The sequence below is a fragment of the Amycolatopsis pretoriensis genome (assembly GCF_900107925.1).
In the GTDB taxonomy this organism is placed as follows: Bacteria; Actinomycetota; Actinomycetes; order Mycobacteriales; family Pseudonocardiaceae; genus Amycolatopsis; species Amycolatopsis pretoriensis.
This window is the reverse complement of sequence record NZ_FNUJ01000001.1, coordinates 912,777-934,333: the sequence shown is the minus strand read 5'-3', so window position 1 is coordinate 934,333 and position 21,557 is coordinate 912,777. Positions and strand designations below refer to the sequence as shown.

General features: G+C 71.6%; 20 protein-coding genes. 11 read left to right on the top strand and 9 right to left on the bottom strand.

Annotated features, from left to right (window positions below):
• Positions 1–164: 164 nt before the first annotated feature.
• Positions 165–836 (top strand): Asp23/Gls24 family envelope stress response protein, encoded by a 672-nt coding sequence (locus BLV96_RS04445; protein ID WP_086672933.1) that lies wholly within the window; start codon positions 165–167, stop codon positions 834–836.
• A 218-nt stretch (positions 837–1,054) separates the two neighbouring features.
• A complete protein-coding gene (locus BLV96_RS04440; RefSeq protein ID WP_086672935.1) occupies positions 1,055–1,819 on the top strand; it encodes a hypothetical protein in 765 nt (254 codons plus the stop codon).
• Positions 1,820–1,829: 10 nt separating this feature from the next.
• Here the strand turns inward: BLV96_RS04440 and BLV96_RS04435 are convergent, their stop codons facing one another.
• Positions 1,830–2,393, bottom strand: a complete 564-nt coding sequence (locus BLV96_RS04435) for a dihydrofolate reductase family protein (RefSeq protein ID WP_086672936.1) — start codon at positions 2,391–2,393, stop codon at positions 1,830–1,832.
• Between the two features lie 393 nt (positions 2,394–2,786).
• On the opposite strand from BLV96_RS04435, the gene BLV96_RS04430 reads away from it, so the two are divergent.
• Both BLV96_RS04430 and BLV96_RS04425 read left to right on the top strand, forming a co-directional pair.
• On the top strand, positions 2,787–4,595 hold the full coding sequence (locus tag BLV96_RS04430; protein WP_086672937.1) for a ThiF family adenylyltransferase: 1,809 nt from the start codon (positions 2,787–2,789) through the stop codon (positions 4,593–4,595).
• A complete protein-coding gene (locus BLV96_RS04425) occupies positions 4,592–5,545 on the top strand; it encodes a 3-oxoacyl-ACP synthase III family protein (RefSeq protein WP_086672939.1) in 954 nt (317 codons plus the stop codon). Before BLV96_RS04430 ends, BLV96_RS04425 begins: the two co-directional genes overlap by 4 nt.
• A gap of 33 nt (positions 5,546–5,578) precedes the next feature.
• Here BLV96_RS04425 and BLV96_RS04420 read toward each other — a convergent pair whose 3' ends face one another.
• From BLV96_RS04420 to BLV96_RS04405, 4 genes are read right to left on the bottom strand one after another with little or no spacing between them, the layout of a single operon-like run.
• A complete protein-coding gene (locus BLV96_RS04420; protein WP_086672941.1) occupies positions 5,579–8,647 on the bottom strand; it encodes an ATP-binding protein in 3,069 nt (1,022 codons plus the stop codon).
• On the bottom strand, positions 8,647–9,297 hold the full coding sequence (locus BLV96_RS04415; protein ID WP_086672943.1) for a hypothetical protein: 651 nt from the start codon (positions 9,295–9,297) through the stop codon (positions 8,647–8,649). The genes BLV96_RS04420 and BLV96_RS04415 overlap by 1 nt, the downstream gene beginning before the upstream one ends.
• Positions 9,294–10,928, bottom strand: coding sequence for a KGGVGR-motif variant AAA ATPase (locus tag BLV96_RS04410; protein ID WP_086672945.1), 1,635 nt, complete (start codon positions 10,926–10,928; stop codon positions 9,294–9,296). Before BLV96_RS04410 ends, BLV96_RS04415 begins: the two co-directional genes overlap by 4 nt.
• Positions 10,929–10,931: 3 nt before the next feature.
• A complete protein-coding gene (locus BLV96_RS04405) occupies positions 10,932–11,504 on the bottom strand; it encodes a TIR domain-containing protein (protein ID WP_086672947.1) in 573 nt (190 codons plus the stop codon).
• Positions 11,505–11,731: 227 nt separating this feature from the next.
• Here BLV96_RS04405 and BLV96_RS04400 point away from each other — a divergent pair, with 227 nt between their 5' ends.
• Positions 11,732–12,706: an SEFIR domain-containing protein gene (locus tag BLV96_RS04400; protein ID WP_086672996.1), complete on the top strand. Its 975-nt coding sequence runs from the start codon at positions 11,732–11,734 to the stop codon at positions 12,704–12,706.
• Here the strand turns inward: BLV96_RS04400 and BLV96_RS04395 are convergent.
• Positions 12,703–13,746 (bottom strand): alcohol dehydrogenase catalytic domain-containing protein, encoded by a 1,044-nt coding sequence (locus BLV96_RS04395; RefSeq protein ID WP_086672949.1) that lies wholly within the window; start codon positions 13,744–13,746, stop codon positions 12,703–12,705. The genes BLV96_RS04400 and BLV96_RS04395 overlap by 4 nt on opposite strands.
• Before the next feature lie 55 nt (positions 13,747–13,801).
• A complete protein-coding gene (locus BLV96_RS04390; protein WP_086672951.1) occupies positions 13,802–15,391 on the bottom strand; it encodes a phosphoenolpyruvate--protein phosphotransferase in 1,590 nt (529 codons plus the stop codon).
• 103 nt (positions 15,392–15,494) lie between these two features.
• Here BLV96_RS04390 and BLV96_RS04385 point away from each other — a divergent pair, with 103 nt between their 5' ends.
• The 5 genes from BLV96_RS04385 to BLV96_RS04365 are packed head-to-tail and all read left to right on the top strand — an operon-like array spanning position 15,495 to position 19,387.
• The gene (locus BLV96_RS04385; RefSeq protein ID WP_086672954.1) at positions 15,495–16,256 is read left to right on the top strand and encodes a DeoR/GlpR family DNA-binding transcription regulator; all 762 of its coding nucleotides are present in this window, start codon (positions 15,495–15,497) and stop codon (positions 16,254–16,256) included.
• On the top strand, positions 16,253–17,197 hold the full coding sequence (gene pfkB, locus BLV96_RS04380; RefSeq protein WP_086672956.1) for a 1-phosphofructokinase: 945 nt from the start codon (positions 16,253–16,255) through the stop codon (positions 17,195–17,197). The genes BLV96_RS04385 and pfkB overlap by 4 nt, the downstream gene beginning before the upstream one ends.
• The gene (locus BLV96_RS04375; RefSeq protein ID WP_086672958.1) at positions 17,194–17,646 is read left to right on the top strand and encodes a PTS sugar transporter subunit IIA; all 453 of its coding nucleotides are present in this window, start codon (positions 17,194–17,196) and stop codon (positions 17,644–17,646) included. The genes pfkB and BLV96_RS04375 overlap by 4 nt, the downstream gene beginning before the upstream one ends.
• A 2-nt stretch (positions 17,647–17,648) precedes the next feature.
• On the top strand, positions 17,649–19,097 hold the full coding sequence (locus BLV96_RS04370; RefSeq protein WP_086672960.1) for a PTS fructose transporter subunit IIC: 1,449 nt from the start codon (positions 17,649–17,651) through the stop codon (positions 19,095–19,097).
• 11 nt (positions 19,098–19,108) lie between these two features.
• On the top strand, positions 19,109–19,387 hold the full coding sequence (locus BLV96_RS04365; protein WP_086672962.1) for an HPr family phosphocarrier protein: 279 nt from the start codon (positions 19,109–19,111) through the stop codon (positions 19,385–19,387).
• A gap of 43 nt (positions 19,388–19,430) precedes the next feature.
• On the opposite strand, the gene BLV96_RS04360 is transcribed toward BLV96_RS04365, so the two are convergent.
• The gene (locus BLV96_RS04360) at positions 19,431–19,997 is read right to left on the bottom strand and encodes a TetR/AcrR family transcriptional regulator (RefSeq protein ID WP_086672964.1); all 567 of its coding nucleotides are present in this window, start codon (positions 19,995–19,997) and stop codon (positions 19,431–19,433) included.
• Between the two features lie 88 nt (positions 19,998–20,085).
• On the opposite strand from BLV96_RS04360, the gene BLV96_RS04355 reads away from it, so the two are divergent.
• Positions 20,086–20,946: an NAD(P)H-binding protein gene (locus tag BLV96_RS04355; RefSeq protein ID WP_244180041.1), complete on the top strand. Its 861-nt coding sequence runs from the start codon at positions 20,086–20,088 to the stop codon at positions 20,944–20,946.
• Positions 20,947–20,952: 6 nt separating this feature from the next.
• Here the strand turns inward: BLV96_RS04355 and BLV96_RS04350 are convergent, their stop codons facing one another.
• Positions 20,953–21,534, bottom strand: coding sequence for a TetR/AcrR family transcriptional regulator (locus BLV96_RS04350; protein WP_086672966.1), 582 nt, complete (start codon positions 21,532–21,534; stop codon positions 20,953–20,955).
• Positions 21,535–21,557: the final 23 nt, after the last annotated feature.

Sequence of the window (21,557 nt, the reverse complement as noted above, 5' to 3'; positions counted from 1 at the left end):
CCCGGCCTGACGCTGGGTGATCAGTGGTCCAGTCAACGGGTATCCGTTGGGACACAAGCGAGTCTCGAAGCCCAGACCCGGTGACGCCGCTCACCCCTCTCCCCTACTATGTCGCCGTCTGCTCGTCCCCCATCCGCAGTCGACGATCCCGAAAAGGGGAAACCATGTCCGACGTCATCAACAGCATCTTCGGTCGCGCCCAGAACGAAACGCCCAGTTCAGAGACCTACGAGTACGGCACCACCGCGACCGACACGGTGGACGCCGTGGACACCGTCGACACCGTGGACGCCGTGGACGCCGTGGACGCCGACGCGACGGAGACCGACACCGAGACCGCCGAGCCGGCCGAGGACACCGCCGAGGTCGAGGTCGAGGCCGTCTCCGAAGAGGACAGCGCCGAGGAGACCGACGAGCCCGCGGAGTCCGGGCAGGACACCGAGGAAGCGGTTTCGGAGGAGGCCGAAGCCCCGGTCGTCGCCGAGGAAGAAGAGGCCGAGACGCCGGTCGCCGTGGCGGAAGAGCCGGCGCGCCCCGCCGCGGGCAGCCGCGGCAGCACGACGGTGGCCGACGGCGTCGTCAGCAAGATCGTCATCCGGGTCGCCCGCGGCGCGGAGGGCGTGCACGAACTCGACGAGGCGGGCACGTCGGTCGAGGTGGACGGCGAAGTCGCGACGATCGCGGTCACGCTGGTGGTCGAGTTCGGCCGCGCGGTCAAGACCCTGGCCGAGCAGATCCGCGTCCAGGTCGTCGAGGCGGTCGAGGAGTACCTCGGCCTGGAGGTCGCGACGGTGGACGTCCACGTCGCCGACATCCACTTCCCCGACGCCGACTGACCCGCCGTCCGGTCCCGGGTCCCGCACCCCCGGGACCGGCCGCCGGTCACCGGCGCACCTTCTCCGGCATTGTCGATCTCACCTTCGTGGCACGCACACAGTCGATCTTGTAACGCACACAGGTCAGCCTGACGACTCAAGGCGTTGTCCACGAGATGATGACAACCGAGCTCGGCCCACAGAGCAGGTGACCGACGTTGATACCGGCGTACGCTTCAGTGAGCAAGTTCTCGAACTTTCCCCAGATAGCAGGGTTCTATTCTCAGCTGGCCGGCGTTCTGGCAGGCTTCGCGTTCGCCGGGCTGATCACATTGATCGCCTCCCAGTTGGTGTCCGGCAGCGTAGCCGACATAACCTTGCGCAGCTATCGCCCGCTGATCGGCGCCTTTCTCGGACTCGTGGCCACGAGTCTCAACTATGCGATAGTCGCCGGCGAGGACCGCGACACGCCAAGACTGGCCGAACTCGAGGTCACGGCAGGCTTGGGTTTCTGCGTTGCCGCGTTGATGGTCCTGTACTCGATCCTCGTACTACTACGCGGTGTACAGACCGACCTCTCCGGCAACGGGCAGATGAGCGGAGACACCGCGGATCTACTTCGAGGAACGCTGATCTTCGGCGTATGCCCCCTACTCGTAGTCATGATGTACGGAACAGTACGAGACCACAACATCGCGAAGTACGGCAGCGCGGACTTTCGAGGACTCGACATCGCCGTGGCGATCATCCTGCTTCTCACCTTCTGCTACATGCCGGTAATGAAGCAGAACTTCCGCAAACCGACATCAACACGCGGCCAAGTCGACACCATCGCCAAGGCCGGAGTGATCCTTGCACTGCTGTCTCTTCTTGCGTCAACGCTGACGATATCGTTTTCCACACCAGACGAGACCGTCTCCGACTACGTCCCTCTTCTCTGCGTCCTCATTCTTGCGTTGTACAATTTTGCCGTCATGTACTCGGCCTCCAGGTATCGCCCCTGACGCAGGCCCCTCACCGGCGCACGGTGTACCGCAGGTGCAGCACATCGCGGTCGGTGAGCTGCCGGACGAGCTCCAGCTCAACCTGCTCCCCCGCCCCGAACAACCGGCGGCCGCCGCCGAGCAGCACCGGGACCACGTGCAGTTCCAGCTCGTCCAGCAGCCCCGCCTTCAGCAGCGCCTGCGCGGCACCCGCGCCGTGCACCATGACCGCGCGACCGCCCGCCGCCGCGCGGGCCTCTTCCGCGCACGCCACCACGTCCGTGTAGAACCGGGCGCTGCCCGGCGGGGTGTCGGACGGGTCAACGTGGTGGGTCAGCACGTGGATCGGGACGCCGTCGTGGTGGTCGCCGCCCCAGCGGCCGGCCAGCTCGAACGTCCGCCGGCCGGAGATCAGCGCGCCCGTGGCCATCGCCTCGGCGAAGATCCGCGCGCTCGGCCCGGAACCCTGGCGGTCGTCCAGCCAGTCGAACAACCGGAAGCCGCCGCGGCCCATCTCCTGGCCCGGCCGGTCGTCCGGCCCGGCCACGAAACCGTCGAGCGACGTCGTCATGTACAGCCTGATCGGTCCGGTCATCGCGGACTCCCTCCTCGAGTGGGCTACTCCGGTGCGTCGAACGGGAAGCGGCCGGATCGACAGCCCGCGCGAGATGATCTCTCCCCCGCCGGGGTGAAGCCTTGCCGCGATCCGCGATGAAGCCGTTCGTGCGCCCGTCGCTGTCCGGAACGAGCCGCCACCCCATCGAGTCAAAACCGGCGCCGATCACCGTCACCGGCGGGTCGAAATCATCACCGGGCGTCAGAATCGGCCTGGGTAAAGGATTTCCCGCACCGACGACGGCGCTCCCACGTCCCCGGCCGGGGCCGGCGGCCGCTGCTACCGTTCCGCCCGCCCTGGTCCGGACCACGTTTCCGGCCGGGGCCTTCTCACGGGCGCTTCCGCCCGCACCTCCTGGAGAAAAGGCGACACTTGACCCACCTGGACCACCCCGGCGCGCCCGCGCCGGACTGGCACGTCACCGCGTTCCCCGGTACCGGCGACCGCTCGACGCTCGACGCCGTCCGCGAACTCCGCGCGCGGATCCTGTTCGACCACGGGCGCCGCCCGGCCTTCCGCCGCGCCGACGGCACCCACTCCGACGACCAGGCCCTCGACTTCGGCGCCTGGCACTTCATCGCCCGCCGCAGCCCCGCCGGGCCGCCGCTGGGGTACATCCGGCTGTCCACACCGGACTCCGGCGTCCCCTTCCAGTCGCGCGAGTTCCTCGGCGACGACCGCTACGAGGACCTGCTCGCCGCCGAGGATCTTCCGGAAGCCGCCGTGTTCGAGCACAGCCGGCTCGTCGTCGAGCACCGCGCCCGCAAGCTCGGACTCGGGCTGTACCTCAACGCGCTGGCGATCGGCGCCGCCCACCACCTCGGCGCGCGGGCGATGATCGGCACGTCCGGCACCAAGGACGGCCAGGACAAGTTCCACGAACGGTTCGGGTTCCGGCCCGTGCGCGGCACCCGCAGGTACGTCCCGCAGTACACCGAGGACGTCGTGATCCTGCTGCACCGCGCGGACGAGGGCGGCGGGCGGCACCACGACCTCGTCACCCGGCTGCGCGACGAGTTCCCCGTCATCGCCGCGAGCGGGCCCGCCGAGCCGGCCGCCGTGGCACGCACCCGCCGTCCCGCGCCGGTCACCCTGATCGGCCCGCCGGACCACGACGTCTGGCGCCCGGTGCTCCACACCGCGGACGACGCGCTGGACGCGCTCTTGGCGTCCGGAGACGTCCGCGAAGTCCACGACACGATCGACGACCAGCTGACCGAACTGGTCCGCAGCCGCGAGCCGTCGTGCCGCGACGAGGCCGAGATCGAGCGGCTCAAGCAGGACCAGCTGGCGGGCGTTCCGCCGTGGACGTACGGAACCTGGGCCTGGTACCCGTGGTCGGGCCGGCTGGTGCACGTGCTGCCGCGCGAGGAGTTCCGGCTCGTCCGGACCGACCGCAACCGCGGCCGCATCGAGCGCCCGGACCAGCGCCGGCTGTTCGGCAAGCGCATCGGGGTCATCGGCCTGTCGGTCGGCAACAGCGCGGCGCTGACGTTCGCGCTCGAGGGCATCGGCGGCGCGTTCAGGCTGGCCGACTTCGACGCCTTCGGGCTGTCGAACCTCAACCGGCTGCGCGCCGGGGTGCACGACCTCGGCGTCAACAAGACGGTGCTGTCGGCACGCCAGATGTTCGAGATCGACCCGTACCTGGACATCGAGATCCAGCGCGACGGCCTGAACCCCGACACCATCGAGGACTTCTTCCGCGGCGGGATCGACCTGCTCGTCGAGGAGTGCGACACGCCGTGGGTGAAGATCGCCGCCCGCGAGCACGCGCGCGACCTCGGCATCCCGGTCGTGATGGACTGCAACGACCGCGGCATGCTCGACGTCGAACGGTTCGACCACGAGCCCGACCGGCCGCTGCTGCACGGGCTGCTCGGCGACGTGAAGTCCGTCGACCTGCTCGACCTCGCGCCTCGGGACAAGGTGGACCTCATCCTCGCGATGGTCGACGCCGGGCGGATCAGCCCGGAGCTGGCCGCGTCGTTCGGCGAGCTGGGCCGCACGCTCAGCAGCTGGCCGCAATTGGCGTCCGGCGTCGCGCTCGGGGGCGCGCTCTGCGGCGAGGCGGCCCGGCGCGTCCTGCTCGGCGAGCCCTGCGCGTCCGGCCGGTTCTACACCGACCTCGGCGAGCAGCTGCACCCCTCGCGCGACGTCTACGCCGGCGGTGTCCGGTGAGCGCGCTGTCCGTTCCCGTGGCGATCGCGGGCACCGGCGTCCACCTGCCGCCGGAGGTCGTGACCAACGCCGAGCTGGCGTCCACACTGGACACTTCGGACGAGTGGATCGTCAGCCGCACCGGCATCCGCGTCCGGCGCCGGCTGGCGCCGGACCGCTCGACATCGGACATGTGCGCGGCGGCGGCCCGCCCGGCGCTGGCGGCCGCCGGGCTGACGGCCCGCGACGTCGACGCCATCATCGTCGGCACGTACACCTACGACCAGCCGCTGCCGTCGACGGCCCTGATCGTGAAGGAGTTGCTCGGCGCGGATCGCGCGCTCACGCTGGACGTCACGCAGGCGGCGTGCGCCAACGGCGTCCAGGCGCTGTTCCTGGCCGCGCACCTGCTGCAGACGTCGGCGGCCCGGACGGTCCTGGTCCTGGCGGCCGACTGCGCGTCCCGCGTGACGGACCCGGCGGACCGCACGACGAGGGTGTTCTTCGGCGACGCGGCGGGCGCGGCGGTCCTCACGCGCGCGGCGTCCCCGCAGGGCGGCCTGCTGGGCTGGGACTTCGGCGCCGAGCTGTCCTACGACGTCGAGATCCCGGCGCCCGGCTCGTACCTGAAGATGAACGGCCGCGCGGTGTGGGAAACGGCGACGAGGTGCCTGCCGGACAGCATCCTGCGCGCGACCGACGAGGCCGGCGTGCCGGTGGAGGAGGTCACGCACTTCTTCCTGCACCAGGCGAACCTGAACATCATCACGGCGGCCCTGGACAAGCTCGGCATCGACCGCACCCGGGCACCGGTCACAGTGGACACGTTGGGCAACACGGGATCGGCAGGCGTGTTCACGGTGTTGCACGCCCGCTTCGCGGCCGGCGAGGTGCGTCCCGGCGACACGTACGTGATGTCGTCGATCGGGGCGGGCTTCCAGTGGGGGACGCTGTGCTTCCGCCACGCGTGAGGTGACGGCGGCCCCGGTCCCCCACCGGGGCCGCTACTCCGCCTCGTCGCGCGCCCGGGCGAGGACCTCCTCCAGTCTCAAGGGGCTCGCCGGGTGGTGGGACAGGCACAGCGGCGTCGCCACCTGGCGGAACCCGAACGCCTCGCCCGCCACGTAGAACTGCGCGCGCTCCAGCCTCGAGATGTCCGCGACGGGACTTCCCTTGGCCCGCGCCAGTTCGTTCGCCGCCGCGATCTGCGCCGGGCTGTTCAGCCGGCCGAAGAACTGCGTCATCGCGTTGCCGACCACCTGGTTGTGCAGCCCCTTCGGCGCCTGGGTCGCGAACAGCAGGCCCAGCCCGTACTTGCGCGCCTGCGAGGCGAGGACGATCGTGCTGCGCGTGCTCGCCGTCAGACTGCCGGACGAGGCCATCGTCTGGGCTTCGTCCATCACGAACAGCGCGCCCAGCGGCCGGTCGCCCGCCGGGTGGCGCTTGATCCAGGCGAACAGCTCCATCTGCAGCTGGTTGACGAAGTTCTGCCGTTGTTCCTCCGCCTGCAGGCCGACGAAGCTGATCACCGAGACGCGCGCCCGCTTGCCCTCCGCCGGGGTGAGCAGCGCGCCGGGGTCGACGGGCTCGCCACCGCCGGCGAAGAGGGGGTCGTTGACCATCGCCGCCTTGAGCACCTCGGCCAGGCCGGCCGCGATGCGCGGGGCGTCGTTGAGGTTGCTGACGTCCTCGGGCAGGTCGGTCAGCAGCTCGATGAGGTCGGGCAGGCTGCGCGACCCGGTCCGCGCGTGCCGGACGACGGCCTGCCGCAGCACGGCGAGCCCGATGTTCGTCTTGGCGGTGCTCCCGGTGAGCCGGGCTTGCGGCGCGAGCGTCGCGACAGCCACCTCGACGGCGGCGCCGAACTCGTCGGAGTCGTCGAGAACGCCGGCGAAGTCCGGCAGCGGCTGGAAGGCGAGCGGCCGTCCGGTGGCGCGCCCAGGCGTCCAGACGACGACGTCGGTCTCGGCGAGGTACCGCTTGGCGAGCTGGGCGTCGTCGGGGCCCCAGCCGTCCGGCGGGGCGGGCCAGGGGTCGCCGAGCCGGGCGAGGTCGTTGTTCGGATCGAGGACGATGGCGGAGACACCGAGGAGGGCGCACTCTTCGACGATCCGTCGCAGCAGCACGGTTTTCCCGGAACCGGACCCCGCGAAGACGGCGGCGTGCTTGCGGAGGGCGGAGAGTTCGACCCGCACGGGTTCCCCGGAGCCGACGACGGTTCCGAGGGTGATTTCCCCTTCGGCGGGCGGCGGGTGGGTCCCTTCGGAGGGCTGCCCCGACGGCTTCTCCGGCAGGACGGCGGAGAGCAGCTCGGACCGGCTCGCCGGGCGGCGGTCGATCAGCCACTCGTGCAGTTCGCGGCCGCCGTTGCCGAGCATCTTCTGCAACGCCCAGAAGGTCTTCACGTCGGACGGGCTCGGCGGGATCGTCCGGCCGCCCGCGGTCGTGAACTTCGCGACCTCTTCCCGGGTCTTGGCCCCGCGGCCCCACGCGTCCCGGAGGATGACGAGGTGTCGGTTGTCCGCACCCTGCAACTGCCCCGCGGCGGACCGGGCCTTGCGGAAGCGGCTCAGCGCGGCTCGCGGATCCCGGGCCGCGATCACCCGGAACGCCCAGTGCTCCTGCAGGTCCGCGGCCTCATCGAGGGTGCGCGTGAGCCAGGCGTGCACCTCGGTGCGCCCGTTCTGGCGCTCGCACGACCACTCCATGTCGTCGTCCCCGACTTCGGTGACCCAGCAGCGCAGGGCCGCCGAGAGCAGGTCGGGCATGGCCTTGTCCACGGTCTTTTCGGCGAGCAGCTTCTCGGGCTCCGCTTCCGCCTGCAGCTTTTCGAACTCGGCGTCGAGATCGGCGAAGCGGTCGCTCTCGACCGCGGTCCGCACGGGCGCGACCGGCACGACGGCCTTCTCGTCGAAGGACAAGAGCTCACGAACCTGGCCGGCACGCAGGCACGCGTCGATGTGCGCACCGATGCGCTTCAGCAGCTCCCGCGGAGTCCACTGCTCCCAGGGTTCGTCGAACGCCGTGGGCGCGACGGGCCAGGTCGGGTGCGGCGGCGTGAACTCCATGGCCTGGTAGGCCACTCCGAGCCGTTTCGCCACCAGCGCCCGGCCGACCTCGGCATCGACGATCCGGCCCAGCATCAACGATTCCCGGAAGCGGTCGGGGACGGTGCCCGCCGCCTTCGACTTGATCTGCTCCCAGGTGGACGGCAGGCAGGCCAGCACGGTCAGGGTCTTGTGGGTGACCTCCCGCAACCCCATGAGCCCGTCGGCGATCTGCGCCACCAGGGGATCGTCCCCGACGCCTTCGCCCAGCATGCCCTGCTTCGAGCGCGCGACAAGGGTGTCGAGCTGGTCGACCGCGATCACGACCGGCCCGGTGAGGGCGAGCAGCCGGGTGATCTCCTGCACGAGGACCCGTGAGGGTTTCGGCCGGGAGTAGATGTTCCACTCACGGGCTTCGGAGGTCAGCTCGGTGTCGCCGTCGAGGAAGTCCTCGCCGATGTACTTCGCGCTGCGGTCCCGGCTCGCGATGAGCACGAGCGCGCGGGCGGTGTCCCCGCACTCGTCGGCGACCATTTCGTCGAGCGTCGCCACCCCGTCCACGAACGCCTCGACATCGGCCGCGGTCAGTCCGCGGCCGCGCCGGATCGTCGCCGTGACCTCGGCGCTGACCTGGGCGCGCAGGCAAACGCGGAGCAGGAAGCTTTTCAGCTGCGACTCGCCCGAATCGTCCGGGCGGGCCAGCCCGCGGCGCAGCGCCTCCGCGGTGTTCTCCCAGAACGCTTCGGCCGCGGTGACGTCATCGAGGAAGAAGTACCCCCGCGCGCGGTGGACCTGCCGCCGGACGAGACCGAGCAAATGGGTCTTGCCGACCCCCTTCAGCCCGCGCATGACGAGACCGATCGGGCTGGGTCCGTCGCTGGCCACGGCATCGCGGATCCCCGTGTCCAGGGCGGCGAGCGCGTCGGCGTGCAGGCCGTCCACGTGGTAGGGCGAGTCCCGCCAGACGTGGTCGGGGGTGTCCGCCCAGTCGAAGCTCAGGGTCGCCAGTGCCTTGAGTTCGTCCATCATGACGCCTCGAAGGAGACGAAGTGGTTGTCCTCACCGCCGATGCGGATGGCCGCCTCGTGGTCGGCCGCGGTGAGCGCCTTGCGGTTGTCCTCCGGGACGAGGTGCACCTTGCCCGCGCTGCTCAGCTTCTTGAGCACGGCATCGACCTCCGCCGCGGGGGCGCCGAGCTTCGGGCGCAGGTCCACCAGCCCGACCCAGCCACGCGGCTCCTTGACGAGCTCCCGGTATGCGACCCGGATGCGGTCTTCGAGGTCGCCGGCCGGTGTCGCTTCGACGGTCGGTGCCTCGGCCGGCCCGAAGACGTGGGACAGCCGCTTGTTCTCCCGCGCGAGGTACTCGTTCAGGCCCCCCAGCAGCACGTACAGGGCCGACGCCAACGTGCTCTGCCCTCGGGGCGGAGGCGGATCCCCGGCGGCGAGCTCCTTCTCGCACCACGCCCAGCCGCTGTCGCTCAACACGTGCACGAAACTCTTCCTCGGCCCGGTCGGCTCGCTCTCCACGTACCCCAGGGTGTTCAGGTTCGTCCGGTCCTTGCCGGTGAGCGTGAACCCCACGACCTCCTGCAGTTCCTGGTTGGGCACCTCGCGGCCCAGCACCATCAGCGTGAACATCGCCGCGGTCTGCTTGTGTCCCAAGCGGTCGGTCATCCGAGATCCTTCCGGTGGTTCGGTTTCGTCGTGGTCCGGGCGCGGGCTTCGAGGATGCTCAGGAGCCAGTCGATCGAGCGGCGGAGCTTCACCGGCGCCGCGAGGTGGGTGTCGCCGTTCGGGGGGCGGGGCTTGATCGCCACCGCCAGGTCGGTCGCCAGGTCGCGGGTGCGGTCGGCGTCGCCCGCGCCGACCGCCGGTTGCAGGGCCGTCACCAGCTCGTCGACCAGGTCCCAGCGGGACGGGCGCAGCCGGGCTCCGCGGGCCTGCCCGAGCAGCGTCGCCAGGTCGACGTCGTCGTCCGCCTCGACCAGCGGGGTCAGCCCCTTCAGCTGGGCGACCAGGTCGCGGGCCACCTCGGCCGGTCCGCGCGTGCCGCTCAGCCGCAGGTAGCGGAGGTTCCCGACGTACCCCGGCAGCGCCGTCGGCTCGGTGCCCGGCGTCAGGACCGGGATCACCCGGCGGTCCTGGCCGAGGGTGCGGTGCAGGAACAGCTCGACCTCGGCCGCCTGCCAGCGGCTCACCTTGCCGTCGACGACCAGGCACAGGTGCCGCGCGTCGTCCTCGACGCGGGCGAGCAGCGAACGGTCGCCCGACAGCGACTTCACCGCGCGGACGCCGCGCGCCTCCAGCTCGGTGACCAGCTCGGTCGCCGTTTCGAAGGCCGGCCGCGGGGTGCTGACCCGCAGGTCGTGCCGGAACTCCTGCCGCCTCGCCCGCACGGCGGCCACGTAGGCGTCGCGGTTCTCGGCCAGCAGGTCGGTCCGGTCGAGCCGGCAGGCGATCACCGCCGCGACCGTCTCGAGCGCGAACCCGATCTGGTCGGCACTCGGCGTCTGTTCCGACAGCACCGGCAGCTGCTCGCCGAAACTCCAGTACGACACGTACGGCAGCGTGAGGTGACGGGCCATCGTCGCCGGCTCGACGGTCTGGTCGAGCCACGTCCGGTACAGCTCGGCCGTCTCGTCGACGACGATCCGGCGCCACGTCTCCGACCGGTCGTACTCCTCCCGGTTGTCGAACCGCGACAGCACCGGCAGGACCGTCAACCTGGCGCGGTCGAAGGGCAGGAGGTTGCGCGCCGCGTCCGCGCGCCGGGCGAGGTCGGTCGCACCGCGGATGCTCTGCCGGTTCGCCGTGAACAGCACGACGAGGTGGTCCGGCAGGTGCGCCGTGCAGATCCCGCCGATGTCCGAGATACCGGTCCGGCTGTCGATCAGCACGAAGTCGTAGTTCGCGGCCCACTGCTCACGGCACTTGTCGAGGTACTCGCCGAACCCGTCCTCGTAGAGGACTTCCCAGTCGATCTCCTGCACCTGCCCGACGTAGCCGTCCTCTTCCCGGCCGGCGGCGATGAAGTCGAGCGCACCGACGTCCTTGAGCCGCAGGGCGTGTGTTTCGGGCGCGAACCGGCCCTGCCGGAAGTCGGCGACGAGGTCGACCACGCCGCCGTCGGGCCGCCGCGGCAACCGGTCGCGGAAGTAGTCGGCGAGGCCGGGGGCTTCGAGGTCCCAGTCCAGGCAGAGCACCCGGTGCCCCCACCGGGCGAGCAGGACGGCGATGTTGGCCAGCGTGAAGCTGCGGCCGACCCCGCCCTTGTAGGAGTAGAAGGTGAAGACCGCTCCGGGCATGGGTCAGAACCTCGGCATCCGCGCCCGCTTCGGCGGCTCCGGGGCCGGCGTGAGCACCGGCCAGTCGGCACGCCAGTCCGGCGCCCCTTCGATCAGCTCTTCCAGCTCCTTGGCGATGTGCCCGATCTGCTCGTTGAAGTCGAGGTACGCCGGCGCGGTCTGGAAGTGCTCGAACGGCTGGCTCCACTTGTGGAGGTCACGCATGCGCCGCTGGTTGGCGTAGTCGGGGAAGTTCCACGAGTCGCAGAAGATGACCGGGTAGATCAGCTGCCGCGGGTGCTCGCCGGTCAGCTCTTCCCGCTTGGCCATCGAGTGCCACTCGGCCAGGCACCACTCGTCCTTGAAGTACTTCGGCGAGCAGACCGGGACCAGCACGCGGGTGCGCTGGAGCGCCGAGCGCAGCTGCGCCGGCCAGTTCGAACCGGTGGGGATCCGGTCGTCCAGGAATACCCGGACGTCCCGGTAGAAGTTGTTGTCGAGCACCTCGGTCAATCGGGGGTGGAAATGGTTTCGCACCCACGACGGGACGTCGTGACCGGAGCGTTGGTAGCTGATGTACACGTCGTACTCGTACACGCGTGCCGACGCTCCTTCACCGCTCCCCACCAGGCGGATCCGATCCTAGATCGGCCGCACGCCACCGAAGAAGGCGGGAAACCTGACAGATCCAGGACAATAACTGGCCACGCCCCAAAGCGACCGGAAAACGCGCTCTTGACAACGCGCCGAGCCGTCGATATATGACAGGCGAACACGGGGGACGATGCCGAGAATCGTTTCCGGAATACCCGAGGAGCGAGATGATGTCCGACCGCGAGGTACCCCGGGTGTTCGTCACCTATTCGCACGACACCCCGGAGCACAAGGAACTCGTCGGGCGGTTCGCGGCGTTCCTGCGCGCGACCATCGGCTTGGACGTGCACCTCGACGCGTGGTACGACAACATCCGCCGCGACTGGTCGGCGTGGGCGGTCGAGCACCTGGACAGGGCGGACTTCATCCTCGTCATCGCCTCCCCCGAGTACAAGCGCCGCGCGGACGGCGCGGCGATGCCCCACGAAGGGCGGGGCGCCCAGTTCGAAGCCGCGATCATCCGGAACAACCTGACCCGGGACCTGCGCCGGGAGACCGAGCGCGTGCTGCCGGTCATCCTGCCCGGCCGCTCGGTCGACGAAATCCCCACGTTCCTCAACGGCCACTCGACGACCCGGTACCACGTCGAGGAGTTCACCGAAGCCGGTGTCGCCGATCTGCTCGCCGCGATCACCGGGCAGGGGCAGTACCCGATGCCCCGCCGCGGGGTGTGGCGCGGTGGCGGGGCACGGGACCGCGAGCCGGTGCGAGCCGGCGAGCTGCCCTGGGCCTGCGCCAGCCAAGGCGTGCGCCGCGATGCCGCGTCCATCGACGGCACCCACTACGAACACGGCATCGTCCTGCGCCCCACCACGCCCACCGCCACCGGGCCCGGCTTCGTCGAACTCGACCTGGGTGGCCACTACCAGCGGTTCACCACCGTCGCCGGGGTGCTCGACGATGCCCGCGATCCGTTTCAAGTCGGCCGCTTCCGCGTGCTCCTCGACGGCAGGCCCCGGTCGGAACACGAGGTCGCCGCCGGGAAGCCGGCGACCATCGACCTCGACGTCACCGGTGCCCGGGTGCTGCGGCTCGAAATGTCCCGGCCCGGGGTGCCCGCCTCGCCCTTCGGGTCCGCCGCCGTCGTCGTAAGCAGGCGGGGACGGCCGCCCGAGCTGGGCCTCGGGGATCCGGTCGTCACCTAAGGCGTGATGACCACCTTCAGCGCCGAGTTCGCGGCCGCGTTGCCGAACACCTCGTACGCCTCGGCCATTTCGGCGAACGTGAACCGGTGGGTGCCCATGCGCTCGGCCGGGATGCGGCCCGAGGCCACCATCTTCAGCAGCGTCGGGATCGACACCGTGTCCACCAGGCCCATCGTCAGGGTGACGTTCTGGATCCACAGCTCCTGCATCGGCAGCTCGACCGGCACCCCGTGGACGCCGATGTTCGCGATGTGGCCGCCCGGGCGGACCAGGGACGCCGCCGTCCGCAGCGTCTCCGGGTAGCCGACCGCCTCGATCGCCACGTCCACGCCCAAGCCGTCGGTCAGCGACCGGACGTCCTCGAGCAGGCCGGGACCCGCCTCGAACGCGTCCGTCGCGCCGAACTCCAGGGCCTTCTCCAGGCGGAACTTGTCGGAGTCCACCGCGATCACCTTCGCCGCGCCCCACAGGCCCGTGGTCAGGATCGCCGCCAGGCCGACCGCGCCGGCGCCGACCACCGCCACCGCGTCGCCCGGGCGGACGCGGCCGGCCAGGACGCCGACCTCGTAGCCCGTCGGCAACGAGTCGGCCAGGAAGATCGCCTGCTCGTCGGTGACTTCCGGCGGCACCGCGTACAACGACGTGTCCGCGTACGGCACCCGCACGAGTTCAGCCTGCGTGCCGTCGATGAGGTGCCCGAAGATCCAGCCGATCCCGCCGACCGTCTGGCAGTGCGAAGGCATCCCGCGTCCGCAGTATTCGCAGCGTCCGCACTGGGTGATCGCCGGCACCAGAACGCGGTCCCCCACCGCGAATGCCCGCACCGCGTCCCCGACCGCCGTCACCGTGCCGACCGCTTCGTGCCCGAGGATCCGGCCGTCGGTGACCGCGGCGACGTCGCCCTGCAGGATGTGCAGGTCGGTGCCGCAGATCGTGGTCGTGTCGACGCGCACGACCACGTCGGTCGGCTCTTCGACGACGGCGTCCGGGACGTCTTCCCAAGCCTTCGCACCCGGACCGTGGTAGACCAGCGCCTTCATCGTCGCCTCCGTCGCACCGCCCGGCTCCGGTGGCCGGGCTCGGCCGCCTTCGACGCTAGAACCGCGAAAGCCGCGCGGCTGTCGCAATTTGAGACCGGCACCCCGCGAGATCCACCTGGCGCAAAGCCGCCCCGACGCCGGCCAGCGCCACCGCGTTCATCGACAGCGACGTCACGCCCAGCCCGGTCAGCACCGGCGCCAGCGCCGGGTCCGCCGCCGCCTCGCCGCACACCCCGACCGGTTTGCCGGCCTCCGCGCCCGCCGCGGCCACCATTCCCACCAACCGCAGCAACGCCGGCTGATGCGGATCGTTGAGCGACGCCACGGCGCCGAGCTGGCGGTCCGCCGCGAAGACGTACTGGGCCAGGTCGTTCGTGCCCAAGGACACGAAGTCGACCTCGGCGAGGATCGACTCCGCGCACAACGCCGCGGCGGGGATCTCGATCATCACGCCCACGCGGGGAATCCCCGCCGCGCGGGCCCGCGCGGCGAACCAAGCCGCCTCCGAAGCCGTCGCCACCATCGGGGCCATCACCGACAGCTCGACTCCCGCGTCGGACGCCGCCGCCACGATCGCCGACAGCTGACGATCCAGCAGTTCCGGCCGGTCGAACGCGACCCGCAGGCCACGCACGCCCAGCGCCGGGTTCGGTTCCGCGCCCATCGGCAGGAACGCGAGGGGCTTGTCGGAGCCCGCGTCCAAGGTCCGGACCACCACCGGCTTCCCGGCGAACGGCGCCAGCACTTCGGCGTACGCCGCCCGCTGCTCGGCCTCACCCGGCTCGGCGTTCGCCGACAGGTAGCAGAACTCCGTGCGGAACAGGCCGATTCCCTCGGCTCCCGCGGCGACAGCCGCCCGGGCGTCGGCGGGTGAACCGACGTTGGCCAGCAGCTTCACGCGGTGGCCGTCGGCGAGCCGCCCGACGCCGTCCCACGACGCACGCGCGGCTCGCGCCGGTGCCGAAACCTCGCCGCCGGACGGGGAAACCGTGCCCGCGGAACCGTCGACCACCAGGCCGGGGCCGGGCAGGTCGAGGACGCCGGCGCACGCGACGACCGCCGGGATGCCCAGTGCCCGCGCCAGGATCGCCGTGTGGCTCGTCGGCCCGCCTTCCTCCGTCACCAGCGCGAGCACGAGGTCCGGGTCGAGGCCCGCGGTGTCGGCCGGCGCGAGGTCGCGCGCCGCCAGGACGCTCGGCGACGTCAGGTCCGGGACCCCGGGCGGCGCCGCCCCTAGCAGCGCGGCAACGATCCGGTCGCGGACGTCGGCGACGTCGGCGGCGCGTTCGGCCAGGTACCCGCCGGCCGCGCGCAACGCTGTCATGAACTCCCCCGCCGCTTCCCACACCGCGCGCGGCGCCGGCAACGACCGCGTACGGACGAGGTCCGAAGCGGACGCGACCAAGGCCGGGTCCGACGCCATCGCCGCCGTCGTCTCGAGGACCGATCGGGCGTCTCCGGACACGGAACGGGCACGATCGGACAGCGCCGCCGCGACCGACTCCGCCGCGGGCCCGATCTTGCCCGCTTCTGCCGAAAGATCGTCCGGAGCCGGCGTTGAAGCGGGTTCTTGCAGGTCAGCGGCCACGACCACGCGGGGACCGGCGACCCGGCCGGGGCTGACACCGACACCGGACAACTGCATGGCGGGACCTCCGGGAGCAAAGGATCTCGTAACTGGGGATTGACAGTACGGTAACAACGGGCACAATCAAACTGCAACGGGCAAACATCGGAGAGGAACGGGCATGTACGCCGCCGAACGGCACCAGCTCCTGGCGCAACGCGCACGTCGCGACGGCCGGGTCGACGTCAACGACGTCGCCGGCGAACTCGGTGTCGCCCCCGAGACCATCCGCCGCGACCTCGGCGTCCTCGAACGCCAGGGCGTCGTCCGCCGCGTCTACGGCGGCGCGGTCGCCGTCGAGCGGCTCGACTTCGAACCCGAAGTGGCGCAACGGGACCAGACCAACGCCGCCGAGAAGGACGCGATCGCCCGCGCCGCCCTTGACCAGGTCCCCGACCGCGGCTCGATCCTGCTCGACGCGGGCACGACGACCAGCCGGCTCGCCACGCTCCTGCCCACCGACCGCGAGCTGACCGTGATCACCAACTCGATCCCGGTCGCCTCGATCCTCGCCACCCGCCCGGGCATCACGCTGCACATCCTCGGCGGCCGCGTGCGCGGGACGACGCTGGCCGCCGTCGAAGCCTGGACGCTGCACGCGCTCGACGGGCTGCTCGTCGACGTCGCTTTCCTGGGCGCCAACGGCTTTTCCGCCGAGCACGGCTGCACGACCCCGGACATGGCCGAGTCCGCGGTGAAGGCCGCGGTGGTCGCCGCCGCGCGCAAGCGGGTCCTGCTGGCCGACCACAGCAAGTACGGCACCGACCAGCTCAGCCGGTTCGCGCGGCTGGCCGAGATCGACGTCCTGGTCACCGACAGCGGCCTCGACGCCGGCGCGGTGGCCGAACTGGAAGAGGCGGGCCCGGAGGTGGTGCTGGCGTGATCGTCACCGTGACCCCGAACCCGAGCCTCGACCGGACCGCGCGGCTGGCAGGCCTGCGCCGCGGTGAGGTCAACCGGGCCGAGGCCGTGCGGCTGGACCCCGGCGGCAAGGGCGTCAACGTCGCCCGCGCGCTGGCCGCCGCCGGGACCCCGACCGTCGCCCTGCTGCCCGCCGGCGGCCTGGTCGGCGACCGCCTGGCCGACCTGCTCGCCCCCGAAGGCGTCCCGGTCGTCGCCGTGCCGATCGCGGGGACGACCCGCAGCAACATCACGCTCGTCGAAGCCGACGGGACCACGACGAAGATCAACGAGCCGGGTCCGGAGATCTCCCCCGCCGAGCTGGCCACGCTCGAACGCCGGGCCGTCGAGCTGGCCGCGCGGGGCGAATGGCTGGTGTGCTGCGGAAGCCTCCCCGCCGGCGTGCCCGACGACTTCTACGCGCGCCTGACGAAGCTCGCCCGCGACGCCGGCGCGAAGGTCGCCGTCGACTCCTCCGGCGCACCGCTCGCCGCGGCCTGCGCGGGCGGGCCGGACCTGCTGAAACCGAACCTCGACGAGCTGGTCGAGCTCGCCGGCCACCCGCTGCCGCTGCTCGGCGACGTCGTCGCCTTCTGCCGCGAGCTGATCGCCGGGGGCGTCGGCACCGTGCTGGTCAGCCTGGGTGCGCGCGGCGCGGTCCTGGTCGGCGACACCGAAACCTGCCACGCGCTCGGCCCGCTCGTCGCCGTGCGCAGCACCGTCGGCGCCGGAGACGCCGCACTCGCCGGGTTCCTCCACGCGGGAGGGACCGGCCCCCGAGCCCTGCGGACCGCGGTCGCCTACGGCACCGCCGCGGTCACGCAGGAGGGCAGCCGCATGCCCACCCCCCACGACGTGCACCCGGACCAGGTGCGCGTGCTCGACGCCGACCCCACCCTCACCCTCAGCGGAGCCGCCGCATGACCACCGCAGACCTGATCACCGCCGACCTGGTCGACCTCGGCCTCGACGCCACCGACAAGGCGGGCGCCACCCGCGCGCTCGCGCGGCGGCTCGTCGACGCCGGGCGGGTGACCGACCTGGACCTGTTCCTCGAGGACGTCGCCGCCCGCGAGGAGCAGATGGCCACCGGGCTCGAAGGCGGGATCGGCATCCCGCACTGCCGCTCGGCCGCGGTCACCGCGCCGACGCTGGCGTTCGGCCGCAGCGCCGCGGGTGTCGACTTCGGCGCGCCGGACGGCCCGGCGACGCTGATCTTCCTCATCGCCGCGCCGGAAGGCGGCGGCAGTGACCACCTCAAGGTGCTGGCAGCCCTCGCCCGGCGGCTCGTCCGGGCGGAGTTCAAGCAGCACCTGCTGGCCGCCACCGACGCCGGCGCCGTCGCCTCGTACATCCGCCAGGAGGTGTCCTGACCATGAAGTTCGTCGCCATCACCGCGTGCCCGACCGGCATCGCGCACACCTACATGGCCGCCGAATCGCTGGAGCAGACCGCGAAGGCCAACGGCGACACGATCGTCGTCGAGACGCAGGGTTCCGCCGGTTCGGAGCCACTGTCCACTGAGGACATCGCGAGCGCGGACGCCGTCATCTTCGCCGCGGACCTCGCCGTGCAGGGCCGGGACCGCTTCGCCGGCAAACCGATCGTCGAGGCGCCGGTCAAGGCCGCGATCAACGACGCGGCCGGGTTGTTCGAACGCGCGAAGGCCGCCGCGCGCGAGCCCGTCGCACCCGCCGCCGCTCCGGAGCTGACGTCGAAGGTCGGCGCGAACGACAAGGCCGGAACGAAGGTCCGCCAGTGGCTGATGACCGGGGTCAGCTACCTGATCCCGTTCGTCGCGGCGGGCGGGTTGCTGATCGCGTTGAGCTTCGCCTTGGGCGGCTACAAGATCGTCGACGCGCCGAAGGTCACCGAGCACTTCGACGCGGGGTCGGTCGCCGGCTGGGCCGCGCTGATGTTCCAGATCGGCAGCGCCGCGTTCGACTTCCTGGTGCCGGTGCTGGCCGGGTTCATCGCGTTCGCGATGGCCGACCGCCCGGCCATCGCCCCCGGTTTCGTGGGCGGCGCGATCGCCGTCACCGTCGGCGCGGGCTTCCTGGGCGGCCTCGTCGCCGGTCTGCTGGCCGGTGGAGTCGTGCTGTGGCTGAAGAAGATCCGCGTGCCGAAGGCGATGCGCGGGATCATGCCGGTGGTCGTGTACCCGCTGCTCGGGTCCATTGTGGTCGGTGTGCTGATGTACGTCGTGGTCGGCAAGCCGATGGCGGCCGCGACGAGCGGGCTGACGAACTGGCTCAACAGCCTCAGTGGCGCCAGCGCGGTGCTGCTGGGCGCGCTGCTCGGCCTGATGATGGCGTTCGACATGGGTGGCCCGGTCAACAAGGCGGCGTACGCCTTCGCGGTCGGCGGGCTGACGACCGGCGCGACCGGGTCGCTGCAGATCATGGCCGCGGTGATGGCGGCCGGGATGGTGCCGCCGCTGGCCCTCGCGCTCGCGTCGGCGGTCCGGAAGAAGCTGTTCACCGAGGCCGAGCGCGAGAACGGCCGCGCGGCCTGGCTGCTGGGCGCGTCGTTCATCACCGAGGGCGCGATCCCGTTCGCGGCGGCGGACCCGTTCCGGGTGATCCCGTCGATCATGCTCGGCTCGGCGGTGACGGGCTCGCTGTCGATGGCGTTCGGCGCGACGCTGCGCGCCCCGCACGGCGGCATCTTCGTGCTCCCGCTGATCGGCAGCCCGCTGCTGTTCCTGGTGGCGCTGATCGCCGGGACGCTGGTCGCCGCCGGCTCGGTGGTCGCGCTCAAGCAGGTGCGCTTCCGCGCGGCCGAGCGCACCGCCGCCGTCCCCACCCAGGCTGTCAACGCGTGAAGGAGTCCACTGTGTACCAACGCCGAACGCTCGTCGCCAGCAGCGTCGGGCTGCACGCCCGGCCCGCGGGCCTGGTCGCTCGCACGGCGGCCGAGCAGGCCGTGAAGGTCCGGATCGCGAAGATCACCGGCGGAGTGGCCGGAGACCCGGTCGACGCCGCCAGCGTCCTGGGGTTGATGACCCTGGGCGCGGCGTTCGGCGACGAGGTGGAGCTGACCGCCGAAGGCGACCACGCCCAGGCGTCGGTCGACGCCCTGGCCGAGCTGATCGCGCGCGACCTGGACGCGTAACCAGCGGGCACCGGCTGAGGGCGCGGCACCCGGTGCCGCGCCCTCAGCCGCGTGTTCCGGCGCGGATTCCGCCCAGCTGCAGGTCGATCAGCCGGCGCCAGCGGCCGTCGCCGGGCATGTTGGCCATGGCCGCGCGGGTGACGAGGACGAAGTCCCCGGGGCCGAAGTCCGCTCGCAGCCGGCCGGCTTCGACCGCGCGTCGCACGATGCGCCCGACGCTCGCCGAGAACGCCACCTTCTGCTCTTCGATGTCGGCCCAGCTCGGTTCTTCCGGTCCGAGGAGGGCGAACCGGAACGCGGCGTCGGGTTCCGCCGCTTCCAGGTAGCCGTAGAGCAGCGACTCGAACGCGACCCACGGGTCGTCGGCTTCCTCGGCGGCCTGGGCGAGGAAGGTCATCTGCTCGAACCGGCGGCCGATGATCGCCGCACGCAGTGCGTGCTTGTCGGCGAAGTGCCGGTACAGGGTGCCGACGCCCAGCCCGGCGCGGTCGGCGATCTCCTCCATCTGCACGGCGTCGCCCCGCTGGGCGAACAGTTCGCCGGCGGCGTCGAGGATGGCGTCGCGGTTGCGCCGGGCATCGGCGCGCAGGACACGTCGGGAAGCGGTCATGGTCGCCCCAGCGTACTTGACCGCGGGGATTTCCGGACTATATTCGGAACCGGAATTCACCTTCATCTTAGGAGCTCTCCTGATCGTCGTGACCACCCCGACCGGACAGGTCGGCCGCCGGCTCGTCCGGCACCTGCTCGCCGGGGGCACCGGCGTCAAGGTCGTCGTCCGGGACGCCGCCCGCCTGGACGACGACGTCCGCGAACGGGTCGGCGTGGTCGAGGGATCCCACGACGACCCGGCGGTGCTCGATGCGGCGCTGCCCGGAGCCACCGCGCTGTTCTGGCTCGTGCCGCCGAACCCCGCCGCGGCGAGCGCCGAGGAGCACTACCTGACCTTCGCCCGCGCCGGAAGCGAGGCCGTCCGCCGCCACGGCGTCCGTCACGTCGTCGCCGTGAGCAGTGCCGGCCACGGCTGGGCCAAGCCGGCCGGCGTCCTCTCCGCGGCCTTCGCCATGGACGCGGAACTCCAGGAGTCCGGTGCGGCCTACCGCGCGGTGTCCCCGCCCTTCTACATGGAGAACCTGCTCGGCCAGCTCGCCGCGATCCGCGAGCGGGGCACGTTCTCCCTGACCTGCGCCGGCGACCAGCCCCTGGCCACGATCGCGACGCGGGACATCGCCGCCACCGCCGCCGACCTGCTGGCCGACCTTTCCTGGACCGCTCGCGCGGATGTTCCCGTCTTCGGCCCCGACCGGCTCACCCCGGACGGCATGGCCGGGGTGCTGAGCGAGGAACTCGGCCGGCCGGTCCGCTACGACCGCATCGCCCTGGCCGACTTCGCCGCGATGCGCCGATCGCACGGCGCGAGCGAACGGGTGGTCGACGACGCGGTCGCGATGTTCGCCGCCCAGGACGAGGGCATCTACGACGCCGACTGGGCGAAGGCGACGATCGCGCCGACGAGCTTCCGGACCTGGTGCCGGGAGGTCCTCAAGCCCGCACTCTGACCGGGTTCAGGCCGGGCCGAGCAGGGCGATCGACGCCCGTACCGCGACCTCGGTGACGTCACCGGCTCGCCCGCCGTCCTCCACGGTCGTCGCGATCAGCTCGCGCAATCCGCCCAGCAGGATGATCGCCGTCTGGCGGGATGGGGGGCTGATGCCCGCCGCGCGCAATGCCGGTGTGTCCGTCAGCTTCTGTGTCATCGCGATGAACCCCTCCATCGCGTCGCGCTGCAAGTCGCGGGCCGGCGCGCCCAGGGCCGGGACGTCGCGGATCCAGCTCAGCGTGATCTCCGGCTCCGACTCCGCGCACGCGATCCACGCCTCGATCGCCTGACGCACCTGGTGCGCCCACGGCGCGTCCGGGTCGACGGCGTCGGAGATCTGCTGGATCATCGCGCGGTTCGCGTCCGCCAGCAGCGCGATCAGGCACTCTTCACGACTCGAGAAGTGCTCGTAGAACGTCCGGCGGGACGTGCGCGCGCGGCGGACGACGTCGGCGACCGTCGTGTCGCGGAAGCCGCCCTCGGTGATCGAGGCGGCCAGGCCGTCCAGCAGCCGCTGCCGGCGGATGTCGACGTCCACAGCAGTCACGCTATCGCCTCCCTCTTGAACCC

Bases quoted from the DNA above. Each gene is read 5' to 3' on its own strand.
- BLV96_RS04445 (WP_086672933.1), top strand. From the start codon at position 165: ATGTCCGACGTCATCAACAGCATCTTCGGTCGCGCCCAGAACGAAACG.
- BLV96_RS04435 (WP_086672936.1), bottom strand. From the start codon at position 2,393: ATGACCGGACCGATCAGGCTGTACATGACGACGTCGCTCGACGGTTTC.
- BLV96_RS04420 (WP_086672941.1), bottom strand. From the start codon at position 8,647: ATGGACGAACTCAAGGCACTGGCGACCCTGAGCTTCGACTGGGCGGAC.
- BLV96_RS04415 (WP_086672943.1), bottom strand. From the start codon at position 9,297: ATGACCGACCGCTTGGGACACAAGCAGACCGCGGCGATGTTCACGCTG.
- BLV96_RS04410 (WP_086672945.1), bottom strand. From the start codon at position 10,928: ATGCCCGGAGCGGTCTTCACCTTCTACTCCTACAAGGGCGGGGTCGGC.
- BLV96_RS04400 (WP_086672996.1), top strand. From the start codon at position 11,732: ATGTCCGACCGCGAGGTACCCCGGGTGTTCGTCACCTATTCGCACGAC.
- BLV96_RS04395 (WP_086672949.1), bottom strand. From the start codon at position 13,746: ATGAAGGCGCTGGTCTACCACGGTCCGGGTGCGAAGGCTTGGGAAGAC.
- BLV96_RS04390 (WP_086672951.1), bottom strand. From the start codon at position 15,391: ATGCAGTTGTCCGGTGTCGGTGTCAGCCCCGGCCGGGTCGCCGGTCCC.
- BLV96_RS04385 (WP_086672954.1), top strand. From the start codon at position 15,495: ATGTACGCCGCCGAACGGCACCAGCTCCTGGCGCAACGCGCACGTCGC.
- BLV96_RS04375 (WP_086672958.1), top strand. From the start codon at position 17,194: ATGACCACCGCAGACCTGATCACCGCCGACCTGGTCGACCTCGGCCTC.
- BLV96_RS04370 (WP_086672960.1), top strand. From the start codon at position 17,649: ATGAAGTTCGTCGCCATCACCGCGTGCCCGACCGGCATCGCGCACACC.
- BLV96_RS04360 (WP_086672964.1), bottom strand. From the start codon at position 19,997: ATGACCGCTTCCCGACGTGTCCTGCGCGCCGATGCCCGGCGCAACCGC.